This window comes from Shigella sp. FC1567 (genome assembly GCF_001743015.1).
GTDB lineage: Bacteria > Pseudomonadota > Gammaproteobacteria > Enterobacterales > Enterobacteriaceae > Escherichia > Escherichia coli.
This window is the reverse complement of record NZ_MIIV01000233.1, coordinates 19277-30741: the sequence shown is the minus strand read 5'-3', so window position 1 is coordinate 30741 and position 11465 is coordinate 19277. Positions and strand designations below refer to the sequence as shown.

11 protein-coding genes, 2 tRNA genes and 3 pseudogenes are annotated in these 11465 nt (G+C 48.5%); 4 read left to right on the top strand and 12 right to left on the bottom strand.

Features of this window, described 5'->3' with window-relative positions; genetic code table 11:
* The 6 genes and pseudogenes from BHE85_RS14395 to araF all read right to left on the bottom strand — a co-directional run.
* On the bottom strand, positions 1 to 190 hold a 190-nt coding region (locus tag BHE85_RS14395), incomplete at its 3' end, for a transposase (protein ID WP_000747023.1).
* A gap of 62 nt (positions 191 to 252) precedes the next feature.
* Positions 253 to 1133 (bottom strand): annotated as a pseudogene (locus BHE85_RS14390) (trehalose-6-phosphate synthase); the annotation flags it as partial.
* Positions 1108 to 1908: pseudogene (otsB, locus tag BHE85_RS14385) on the bottom strand (trehalose-phosphatase). The pseudogenes otsB and BHE85_RS14390, both read right to left, overlap by 26 nt.
* 166 nt (positions 1909 to 2074) lie before the next feature.
* Positions 2075 to 3061 (bottom strand): arabinose ABC transporter permease AraH, encoded by a 987-nt coding sequence (gene araH / locus BHE85_RS14380; RefSeq protein WP_000100203.1) that lies wholly within the window; start codon positions 3059 to 3061, stop codon positions 2075 to 2077.
* A gap of 14 nt (positions 3062 to 3075) precedes the next feature.
* A complete protein-coding gene (araG, locus tag BHE85_RS14375; protein WP_001187813.1) occupies positions 3076 to 4590 on the bottom strand; it encodes an arabinose ABC transporter ATP-binding protein AraG in 1515 nt (504 codons plus the stop codon).
* Between the two features lie 69 nt (positions 4591 to 4659).
* A pseudogene (gene araF, locus BHE85_RS14370) lies at positions 4660 to 5648 on the bottom strand (arabinose ABC transporter substrate-binding protein AraF).
* Between the two features lie 713 nt (positions 5649 to 6361).
* Here araF and BHE85_RS14365 point away from each other — a divergent pair.
* Positions 6362 to 6865, top strand: coding sequence for a non-heme ferritin-like protein (locus BHE85_RS14365; RefSeq protein WP_000179469.1), 504 nt, complete (start codon positions 6362 to 6364; stop codon positions 6863 to 6865).
* 78 nt (positions 6866 to 6943) lie between these two features.
* On the opposite strand, the gene yecJ is transcribed toward BHE85_RS14365, so the two are convergent.
* Positions 6944 to 7195 carry a DUF2766 family protein YecJ gene (gene yecJ, locus BHE85_RS14360; protein WP_000082117.1) on the bottom strand — a complete coding sequence of 84 codons (252 nt, stop codon included), beginning with the start codon at positions 7193 to 7195 and terminating at the stop codon, positions 6944 to 6946.
* Positions 7196 to 7309: 114 nt separating this feature from the next.
* Entirely contained in the window at positions 7310 to 7396 is an 87-nt protein-coding gene (gene azuC / locus BHE85_RS14355) for a stress response protein AzuC (RefSeq protein WP_010723106.1), read from the bottom strand.
* 261 nt (positions 7397 to 7657) lie between these two features.
* On the opposite strand from azuC, the gene BHE85_RS14350 reads away from it, so the two are divergent.
* Both BHE85_RS14350 and ftnA read left to right on the top strand, forming a co-directional pair.
* The gene (locus BHE85_RS14350; protein ID WP_001237866.1) at positions 7658 to 7981 is read left to right on the top strand and encodes a YecR-like family lipoprotein; all 324 of its coding nucleotides are present in this window, start codon (positions 7658 to 7660) and stop codon (positions 7979 to 7981) included.
* Positions 7982 to 8151: 170 nt separating this feature from the next.
* On the top strand, positions 8152 to 8649 hold the full coding sequence (ftnA, locus tag BHE85_RS14345; RefSeq protein WP_004983027.1) for a non-heme ferritin: 498 nt from the start codon (positions 8152 to 8154) through the stop codon (positions 8647 to 8649).
* 36 nt (positions 8650 to 8685) lie between these two features.
* On the opposite strand, the gene BHE85_RS14340 is transcribed toward ftnA, so the two are convergent.
* A complete protein-coding gene (locus BHE85_RS14340; protein WP_000377225.1) occupies positions 8686 to 8925 on the bottom strand; it encodes a YecH family metal-binding protein in 240 nt (79 codons plus the stop codon).
* 190 nt (positions 8926 to 9115) lie between these two features.
* Between BHE85_RS14340 and tyrP the strand changes: the two genes are divergently transcribed.
* A complete protein-coding gene (gene tyrP, locus BHE85_RS14335; RefSeq protein WP_039064077.1) occupies positions 9116 to 10327 on the top strand; it encodes a tyrosine transporter TyrP in 1212 nt (403 codons plus the stop codon).
* Positions 10328 to 10388: 61 nt separating this feature from the next.
* Here tyrP and yecA read toward each other — a convergent pair whose 3' ends face one another.
* The 3 genes from yecA to BHE85_RS14320 form a co-directional block, all read right to left on the bottom strand.
* Positions 10389 to 11054 carry a UPF0149 family protein YecA gene (gene yecA, locus BHE85_RS14330; protein WP_000847909.1) on the bottom strand — a complete coding sequence of 222 codons (666 nt, stop codon included), beginning with the start codon at positions 11052 to 11054 and terminating at the stop codon, positions 10389 to 10391.
* Positions 11055 to 11249: 195 nt separating this feature from the next.
* Positions 11250 to 11336, bottom strand: a tRNA-Leu gene (locus tag BHE85_RS14325).
* A gap of 12 nt (positions 11337 to 11348) precedes the next feature.
* Positions 11349 to 11422 (bottom strand) — tRNA-Cys (locus BHE85_RS14320).
* Positions 11423 to 11465: the final 43 nt, after the last annotated feature.

The following is an 11465-nucleotide window of genomic DNA, read 5'->3' as shown; positions in this document are numbered from 1 at the left end:
GTTCTGGTGTTATCGGAGAGGCTTTTGGTGTTTTGCCCTGACGCTCATCACGCAGTTGTTTGACCCATCTTGTCATTGTGGAAAGGCCAACATCCATAGCTTTGGCGGCATCTGCCACCGTGTATTTCTGGTCAACAACCAGTTGAGCGGATTCGCGTTTAAACTCTGCGCTAAAATTTCTTTTTTTCATTGGAGCACCTGTGTTGTTCTGAGGTGAGCATATCACCTCTGTTCAGGTGGCCAAATTCAGTGTGCCACTTCAGTATAACGAATTTTACCATGATGCTGCGGATATTTTTCCAGCAACGCTTCATAGGCGAGAAAACGCTCTGGCAAACCTTTGGAATAATCCAGCCGTTCGACAGAAAAGATATTTTGTACGTTTTTCAGTTCCGCTTTAAGTTGCGCCAGTTTTGGCGGCAGTGGCCCGGCAGCCTGTTTGGCTATTTCTTTCGGTTCAATGCCGATCGGGTAGACTTCTGTTCGAAATGCTTTGCCCCAGGCTGTATGGCTTTTTGCGCTACGTGTCGTGACGCGGGTCAGGTTAGAAAGACAATCCAGGAACGCCAGACGATCGTTTTCTGTCTGGAAACCCAGCAAATCATAATCACAAAGCTGTTCAAGCAAGGTGTCATATGTCGGCAGCGCGTTGAAGATTTCCGGTGTCGGGAAAGGAATATGCAGAAAGAAACCAATGCGATTATTCACCCCACGTTTGCGTAATTCATGCGCAAAGGGCAACAGGTGATAATCGTGGATCCAGATAATGTCATCGTCTTGCAACAGCGGCAGTAATTTATCTGCCAGCAACGCATTTACGCGTAGATAGCCGTCCCAGGCAGGACGCTGAAATTGCATCAGATCGAGCCGATAATGAAAAGCGGGCCAGAGAACGGCATTGGAGAATTGGTTGTAGTATTCGTCAAGGTCCTGTTCGCTGAGGTTAAAAGAGGCCCACGTAATGTTACCTTTTTTAGCGGCTGATCCTCATTCCCTGTTTCACCACTCCAGCCAAACCACAGTCCGCCTGTGGCTTTCAGTGCCCCCAGTATGCCAACGGCAAGGCCACCGGCACTGGCGGCGTGCTCGTCTGGTGGTGCAATCCGGTTAGATACTACGACTAAACGACTCATAGTCATCACTCCTGTTATTTTCTCTTTTTTGTTGTAATGCGGTGGTTATCATTTCAAGCCTGCTCCAGACATCCGGCACACCCGCCAGTCGCCATGATGCCTGAGTTGCACCTGTGCCAATTTTTACTGACATTCCGCCCAGTCGGTTAACGACTGCGAAGCCAGATTCATCGGTTAAATCATCGCCCAGAAATACGGGCGTTCGCCCGATAAAGGGAGCTTCCTGCATAAAAGCTGCAATTGCCTCACCTTTACTGGTACCTCTCGGTTTGATCTCGACAACACACTTTCCCTGCTGTAACGCCATTTGTGGCCAGATCTGAGTAATACGTTACGCTAATGTCATTAATGCGTCTTCATGCTGCGGAGCCTGACGATAATGCAGCGCAAAAGCCATCCCTTTCGCCTCCAGCTCCGCGCCGGGATACTGAGCGATAACTGTATGCAGTTGCACGCTAATATCACGCGCAATCGCATCCGGCAGATGAACGATATGCGTTTTACCATTGATGTCACGGCGCTCCGCCCCATGCACGCCCGCTAACGGGAAGCGATAAGGTTTTGCCAGTGCGTCAAGCTCCACCATTGAGCGCCCTGATATCAATGCCAATGCACCATCACTTGCGGTTGCCAGTAGCTGTAGTCCTTGCAGAATATTGTCAGGCACGACGACCTGATCGGGATGCGGTTTGATTTCCGCCAGCGTTCCATCGAGATCAAAAAACCAGGCATATTTCGCGGATAGTTCAGGGGTTTCGGTTAACGGTTCTGTCACCCGGTTCTCCTACTTCTCTTTTCTTATTGTTTTGCGCAGAACGCGCTTTACAGACATGTAAGTATAGACAGTGTGACGGGGGTCGCCATTTGCAACGAAGAACAGCCAACCGTTATGGCGGTTGGCTGTGGTGGGAAAAAACGCTAAATTGTTGCAGAAAAAAGCATCAGACAGTGCGTTTCGCTTTTTGCTTGTAACGGTCGAAGATCACCGCTGCCAGCAGGATTAAGCCGCGAACCACGTACTGCGCGAAAGGAGAAATATTAAGCAGGTTCATGGCGTTTTCCACGGTGCCTAAAATTAAGATACCCGCCACCACATATGAGATTTTTCCGATGCCTCCTTTCAGAGAAACGCCACCTAAAACGCAGGCGGAGATAACAATCAGCTCGTAACCAATCGACGTCATTGGCTGCCCACTGGTCATACGTGAAGCCAGAATAATTCCGGCTATCGCAGATACCAGGCCAGAGAGAACAAAGATAATAATTTTGGTGCGAACAACCGGTACACCCGCCAGACGCGCAGCCTCTTCGTTCCCGCCAATCGCCAGGGTGTTACGACCAAAGGTGGTTTTATTCAGCAACAAACCAAAGATAATCAGACACGCGACGGTGAGCCAGATTGGCGCAGGCAGACCGAACCAGTTAGCGTAACCAAGGGCAAAGAAGCTTTCATCTTCGATACCGACCGCTTTACCGTCTGAAATGATGTACGCCAGACCTCGAACAATCTGCATCGTTGCCAGTGTTGTGATCAGAGCATTTATTTTCAGTTTGGCGATAACAAAGCCATTGACCAGGCCACAGAGAATGCCAAGCAGCAACCCCGCTGCCACGCCAATCCACAGGCTTTCAGTCAGGTTGATAACCACCGCCGTGGTGACACCCGCACAGGCAATTACGGAGGCGACAGAAAGGTCAAAGTCACCGGAAGCAAGGCAGAACAACATGCCACACGCCACCATCCCCGACATGGAAATTGCCAGGCCCAACCCTTTCATATTAATGAAGGTGGCAAAATTTGGGACAAAAATGGCACAGGCGATAAAGAGCACCGCAAACACCACCAGCATGCCGTACTGATCCCAGATACGCCCGAAGCTGAATGACGACTTAGGTGCGCCAGAACCCGATGTAGAAACAGAAGACATCATACTCTCCTTACTCAGGCAACTGCCTGGCTGACTTTAGGCATCGCAAGGCTCAGTGCCTGACGCTCATCTGCCTGCTCGTGTAACAATTCACCGGCGATTTCACCTTCCCGCATCACCACAATCCGGTCGGCAACGCCGAGGACTTCAGGTAAGTCGCTGGAGGCAAACAGCACCGCCACACCCTGCGCCGCCAGCGCATAAATTACGTTATATATTTCGTGCTTAGCACCAACATCAATGCCGCGCGTAGGTTCATCCAGCAAAATGACCTTCATCTCTTCCGATAACCAGCGGCCCAGAATGGCTTTTTGCTGATTTCCGCCTGAGAGATTCATGATCAGTTGCTCAGCGCCCGGCGTTTTGATGTTGAGCGAACGAATGTGCTGATCGGCATTGTTTTCTTCCCAACCGTTGTTGATTACACAACCGCCGAGCACATGTTTGCGTCTGGCACTGATGTTGATATTGTCGCGAACGGAGTGCACGGGAATAATGCCTTCCGCTTTGCGATCTTCCGGGCAGAGCATCATGCCTGCGGCAATGGCGTGGCTCGGTTTACGAATATCGATCGGCTGTTGGTCGATATAAACCTGACCGGCGGTGATTTGCGTCCCGCCAAACAAGCCTTTCATTAATTCGCTACGCCCCGCCCCTACCAGACCAAACAGCCCAACAATTTCACCACTGCGAACCGCCAGACTTATTGGCGTACGCACGCCTGGTGCTTTCACAGCATCAAGACGCAGGCGCTCCTCGCCATAACTACGAGGTTGCCAGCCGTAGATATCGCCAATGTCGCGCCCGACCATCGCCTGCACCAGCGCGTCGTGGTCAACCTGCTGCATATCGGTAAAGGTTTTGACATAACGTCCATCTTTAAAGACAGTGATGGCATCGCTGAGGGCAAATATTTCTTCCATACGGTGAGAAACGTATAAGATCACCCGCCCCTCTTTTCGCAGTTCACGAATAACGCGGAAAAGATTGTCGATTTCGCGGGCAGAAAGGGAGCTGGTTGGCTCATCAAAGGCGATAATTTTAGCGTTACGCGCCAGCGCCTTGGCGATTTCAACCATCTGCCACTGACCAATGGAGAGATATTTCAGCGGCGTGTCCGGGTCAATATCCATACCAAGATGTTTAAGTTGTAAACCCGCCTCATAATTCAGCAATGAGCGATTCACAATGCCGCCTTTATGCGGCAGCTGGCCGAGATAGATGTTTTCCGCGACGGTCATTTCCGGCACGAGATGCAGTTCCTGGTAAATAATCGCCACACCCGCGTTAAGTGCTGCGGTCGTGTCGGAAAAGGACATTTCCTGCCCATTAATCACTACAGAACCCGTGGTTGGCGCATAGTTGCCGCTGAGGATTTTTAAGAGAGTTGATTTTCCTGCGCCATTTTCACCCATCAACGCATGAACCTGACCGGCATAGCAGTCAAAACTAATATCCGTCAGCGCCTTAACGCCGGGAAACGTTTTACCGATGCCGCGAAATGAGAGATACGGGGTAGACTGTTGCATAACGTCTCCGTGAATCACTGGTCGTTCACACCCCCTCTGCATCATGCAGAGGGGAATTTTTCCGGCAAATTACTTACCGCCTAAACCTTTTTTCTCCAGTTCTTCTTTAAAGTTGTCACGCGTGATCAGCACCACGTCGGTAACTTCGGTAAATTTTGGCGGTTCAACGTCTTTTGCTACCCAGTTGTAAAGCATTTCGCTGGATTTATAGCCATGTACGTCCGGGCTTGGCAGCAGGGAACCGTAGAAGCCGGTTGCCTGTACTTTAGACAGTTCGCTCACCGCATCCACACCGTTAATGCCAATGCCGATAATATCGGCAGCTTTAAAGCCCTGACCTTCCGTCGCGCGTACGCCGCCCAGCACGGTGCTGTCGTTCATACCGACGATCAGCCAATGTTTAACTTCAGGATGTTGAACCAGCATTGAGTTGGCAGCGTCAAATGCCCCCGGGATGTCGTTAGATTTGGTAGGTACCTGATAAATTTGTTTTTCCGGGAATCCGGCCGCTTTCAGCGCATCCATAGATCCCGTAGTACGGCGGCGGGCAGTATCCAGTTCGTTGGCGGTAATCACCATCACCGCGCTTTCTTTGACATCCCAGCCACGTTTCTGCATCTCTTTATACAGTTCCTGACCCTGACGTTCGCCAATTTTAGTCGCGCCATCATCACCAGCGGAACGGTATCCATTGGCTTACCTTTGGCGTTAACAAACTGATCATCCACGGCAATGACTTTCATATCGTAGCCACGCGCTTTCGCGACGATGGCAGAGCCGAGTTTGGGGTCCGGAGTACAAATAACGAAACCTTTTGCGCCACTGGCAGCCAGGCTGTCGATCGCGTTCAATGTTTTTTCGCCATCCGGCACGGCAATCTTAATAACCTCAAACCCTAAATCCTTCCCGGCTTTATCGGCAAACTTCCATTCGGTCTGGAACCACGGCTCTTCCGGTTGCTTCACCAGAAAACCGAGCTTCAGGTTCTCCGCCATAGCGGATTGTGACATAACGGCTGCCAGACCAATGGCTGCCAGGGCTTTAGTAAATTTGTGCATGGTTCTCTCCAGCTTTAGTGTCGTTTTGTGTAGGGCAAAAACGAATGACATTCGTTAAATTAATCGGAAAACAAAGCATTACCTTTTAACTAAAAGATAAGTGACCGTGTTGACATAGTTTTAGCGAGAAATTAATTCTCCATAGGAGAGCAATATCACATCGCAGAATTACAGTGAGAACGTGCATAAATTTAGCGGGAAAAGACATAAGGGAAAGCCAATTTGTCAGACAAATTGTCGAATGCACAGCAGATTAATCCATAAGATTAGCTTGGAAATCCTTGTTGTCTTTGGTACCCATGCGGGATGTCTTCTTTTTAACCAGTCAATAGGCCGCATTACCTGGCGTTGAGTTTTTGAAATGGTGTAATAACCGCAACTCAAAGATGTGGAAAATGCACGTCATTCATTTCGCCATTAATTATCACTGTGCTCATTAATTAACAGAACACGTATAATGAGAGCCATCTCGCAAAAATGAAAAAACGTTTTATAAAATCATCATTTCATCAATGAAATGTAAAAATATATAAACTTGATGATTTAAGCATTTTTTTATACCCGTTCAGACGTTATTCTTATTTCAGATCATCGTCAGAATTGACTCCACGATCACATTTCGGACCGGCAGAAAGGAATTATTCTGCAAACAGTAATTATGGTGTTTTGATTTATCTTGCACCTCTCCACTTCTGGATATAAGGATATTAGGTATGGCAACCGCTGGAATGCTTCTCAAACTCAACTCTCAAATGAACCGCGAGTTTTACGCATCCAATCTCTACCTTCACCTGAGTAACTGGTGTTCTGAACAGAGTCTGAACGGCACCGCCACTTTCCTTCGCGCCCAGGCACAGAGTAATGTGACCCAAATGATGCGCATGTTTAACTTTATGAAGAGTGTCGGCGCTACCCCCATCGTTAAAGCCATTGATGTTCCCGGTGAAAAACTGAACTCTCTGGAAGAACTGTTCCAAAAAACGATGGAAGAATACGAGCAACGTTCTAGTACGTTGGCACAGTTAGCCGATGAAGCGAAAGAACTGAATGATGATTCAACCGTCAATTTCCTGCGCGATCTGGAAAAAGAACAGCAGCATGATGGTCTGTTGCTGCAAACCATTCTTGATGAAGTGCGCAGTGCGAAACTTGCTGGTATGTGCCCAGTGCAGACCGACCAACATGTTCTGAATGTCGTGTCGCATCAGCTGCATTGATCATACATCGGCGCTAATGCATTGCGCCGATGAAGTTTTTGAGAAACCGCTGCCTCATCTTTTTGAAGCAGCGGTTTTTTAATGGGATTCGCCTTGTGGGGTAAACTTGAGTTCAATCAGCGCGATGGCTTTTTGGATTGCCCGCATGGTGACCGGGTCTGCGGCGGCGGGATGGTTACTAAAGTCGATATTCTTCAGCTGACTGGACATTTTTTCACGAACTTCAACGGGCGCGATTACATCGAGAACATCCAGAATTTGTTTGATAACCAACTGGCAAGCAACCACATCAGAAACCAGTTCCTGATCGGCATTCAGCGGCTGGGACATCGTAAACTCCTGATAGCATTTTGAAAGCCGTTATAGTAGCGGCTTCACATCTTCAGCGATAGTCACATCCACCGTCATCAGGACACAAAAAAACCTGCCGGAGCAGGTTTTTTGTTATCGGAACATATTGCCTGGCGGTACGTCTTTGAACGTCTTGCAATAGTTATTGAACATACTTTTCAGGATTTTGCGCAGTTTCATCGCGGCACTCCGACCATTTGTTATACATGTGTTATTTTCTTTGTGCTTATAATATGACAACCATCACAAAAATCAATCTTTATGTGATGCAAATCACACAAATACCCCCTTAATGTTATAAAAATGATAATCAAAAAACAGCCCCCCATTTCTGACACCTACAGATGGCAAGAAATAGCGCCTGCCAGGCGTCTTTTCCGGTCATTGTCGCAGCGCTGTAACGCGTAAAATAGTGCTTTCTTTTACTCTTCTGGCTGGACCATGAGACTTCTGATTCTGACTCTTTCATTAATAACGCTGGCGGGGTGTACGGTTACTCGCCAGGCCCATGTGAGCGAAGTTGACGCGGCAACAGGTATTGTACGGTTGGTTTATGACCAGGCTTTTTTGCAGCATGCCCATACCGATCGTTATGTCAGTCGCGGGATCGCCGATCGCGCATGCCAGCAGGAAGGCTATACCCACGCGATCCCCTTTGGTCAGCCAGTAGGCAACTGTAGCCTTTTTGCGGGTTCCTTATGTTTGAATACGGAATTCACTTTGTCATATCAGTGCCATCATTCCGCCTTCCCTGTCTTTCTCTAAATATTTTAATCAGCGAGGGGATCTTCGCTGATTAAAAAAATAGCGGTAATGCGTTTTATTCCCATTCGTATTTTTAATAATTGAAGTTTATATTTTACCTTTTGCAAATAATAAAATAACAAATTATAGTGACGCCACAGCAACAAATATAACCTTTGTGGAGCACTATCATGCTGAAACCAGAAATGATTGAAAAACTTAATGAGCAGATGAACCTGGAACTGTACTCTTCACTGCTTTATCAGCAAATGAGCGCCTGGTGCAGCTATCATACCTTCGAAGGTGCTGCCGCGTTCCTGCGCCGTCACGCCCAAGAAGAGATGACGCATATGCAGCATCTGTTTGATTACCTGACTGATACCGGCAATTTACCGCGTATTAATACCGTTGAATCTCCGTTTGCTGAATATTCCTCACTTGATGAATTATTCCAGGAAACCTATAAACACGAACAATTAATCACCCAGAAAATTAACGAACTGGCTCATGCTGCAATGACCAATCAGGACTACCCAACATTTAATTTCCTGCAATGGTATGTTTCTGAGCAGCATGAAGAAGAGAAACTGTTCAAATCGATTATTGATAAATTAAGCCTGGCAGGCAAAAGCGGCGAAGGTCTGTATTTTATCGACAAAGAACTCTCTACCCTCGACACACAAAACTAATACTCTCCGGCGGCAGGTTTACTGCCGCGTTTCAAATCAGTGACGGCAAATCTTACTCTGATCGGTCGAAAAACCGTCTTTCGAAGGTATAAATTTGCCTTTTGCTGCCAGAAACGCTACCAGCTCTCCCGCTGTCATCCCTTCTGCCGAGCAGGTGTGAAAACGTGCCTGTTCACCAAAACGCGCTTTAATTGCTGCTTCCAGACTGGCATGCGTATATTGCTCGCCTGATTCAATCATCATATTTAACACTTCATGACCGTGAATAGAGTCCATCGTTCCTCCTCAAAAAAAGCCTAGCGTAGCGATTGCCGCTTATGAAGACTTTGCGCCAGAGCAGAACTGAATGCTTTTTATTGTACATTTATATTTACACCACATGTAACGTCGGTTTGACGAAGCAGCCGTTATGCCTTAACCTGCGCCGCAGATATCACTCATAAAGATCGTCAGGACAGAAGAAAGCGTGAAAAACAGAACTCTGGGAAGTGTTTTTATCGTGGCGGGAACCACAATTGGCGCAGGCATGCTGGCAATGCCGCTGGCTGCGGCAGGTGTTGGTTTTAGCGTCACGTTAATCTTGTTGATTGGGCTTTGGGCGTTGATGTGCTACACGGCGCTATTACTGCTGGAGGTGTACCAGCATGTTCCGGCAGATACCGGTCTGGGCACGCTGGCAAAACGCTATCTGGGACGCTACGGTCAATGGCTGACGGGCTTCAGTATGATGTTCTTAATGTATGCTCTGACTGCGGCATACATCAGCGGTGCCGGTGAATTGTTGGCCTCCAGCATCAGCGACTGGACAGGTATTTCAATGTCGGCAACCGCTGGCGTGCTGTTGTTCACTTTTGTTGCCGGTGGCGTGGTTTGTGTTGGAACATCGCTGGTCGATTTATTTAACCGTTTTCTGTTCAGCGCCAAAATTATTTTTCTGGTGGTGATGCTGGTATTGCTGCTACCGCATATTCACAAAGTGAATCTTTTAACCCTGCCGTTGCAACAGGGGCTGGCTCTGTCAGCAATCCCGGTGATTTTTACCTCATTTGGTTTTCACGGTAGCGTGCAGAGTATTGTCAGCTATATGGATGGCAACGTTCGTAAGCTACGCAGGGTGTTTATAACCGGTAGTGCGATCCCCCTGGTGGCATATATTTTCTGGCAGGTGGCAACGCTTGGCAGCATTGATTCAACAACCTTTATGGGATTGCTGGCTAATCATGCTGGATTAAACGGGCTGTTACAGGCGTTACGCGAAATGGTGGCCTCTCCGCATGTTGAGCTGGCAGTGCATTTATTTGCTGATTTAGCCCTCGCCACGTCATTTCTCGGCGTTGCGTTAGGCTTATTTGATTATCTGGCTGATTTATTTCAGCGTTCAAATACCGTTGGTGGACGGTTGCAAACTGGTGCAATTACCTTTCTGCCGCCGTTGGCGTTTGCACTGTTTTATCCACGAGGATTTGTGATGGCGCTGGGTTACGCCGGTGTGGCGCTGGCGGTACTGGCATTGATTATCCCTTCGCTGTTGACCTGGCAAAGCAGAAAGCACAATCCTCAGGCGGGTTACCGGGTCAAAGGTGGTCGTCCGGCGCTGGTGGTGGTGTTTCTCTGTGGTATTGCTGTGATTGGCGTGCAATTTTTGATTGCGGCAGGGTTGTTACCAGAAGTGAGGTGATCAGATAGCCTCAAATTCCTTATTGGGTGCCAGAATTAACGCTGACACCCAATTTGGCCTCTTAATGCAGGCAGCACTGCTTAAATTTCTTACCACTACCGCACGGGCAAGGATCGTTACGCCCCGGTTTCTCTTCTGCTTTGATCGGTTGCTGAACAGCTTTTTCCTGCGGATGCGCCATCCAGTACGCATGTAGATCAAGCGCCGCCAGTCGAATGGCATCTACGCTCTCTTCAAACGCTTCTGGCGACATCTTTTCTACCCGCTCGAAGTTTTCCTCAGTACCGTGCAGCGCAATCGCCTCCAGCGCTGGTTTTAACGAATCGGGCAACGTTGACCAGTCAGAAAGTGCCACGCCCCGCATATAGCCAAAGCACCACTCCTCAACAATCGTCAGCTCGCTGCCATCAACTTCTCGCAAGCCGAATAACGGCTCAAACTGCTCCGGGAATTCGTTCAGACGCTCTGCGGTATCGGCCATATGTTGAAAAGCCAGGTTCATAAAGCGCGTCATCTCTTTCTCTGACGCCCAGCGCGGCACATAGTCAGCCCCACCCCACACGGCAACCAGCCACTGTTCCGGTTCAATCTCTTGCGGAGAACTCAACACCGCCGTCAATAAATCGTCCAGCTCCGCCACATCAAGGATGGCGTGGTTAGTGTTGTATTTGGTCAGAATATCGTCCAGCCATTCCAACTCACTTTCGTTTAACGGTCCCGTTTTCATACGCTTTTCCTTGTGGATCTCAACTCGCCAGCACCTATCTTACATGCCGGTCCGTATCAGAGATACTTTTTGAGTGGCTTTGCCGGTGATTAAAAATTAAGGAGGGTGTAACGACAAGTTGCAGGCACAAAAAAACCACCCGAAGGTGGTTTCACGACACTGCTTATTGCTTTGATTTTATTCTTATCTTTCCCATGGTACCCGGAGCGGGACTTGAACCCGCACAGCGCGAACGCCGAGGGATTTTAAATCCCTTGTGTCTACCGATTCCACCATCCGGGCTCGGGAAGAAAGTGGAGGCGCGTTCCGGAGTCGAACCGGACTAGACGGATTTGCAATCCGCTACATAACCGCTTTGTTAACGCGCCAAATTCTTCAGGCCTTTCAGCCAGACATCCGCTTGACGCCGAT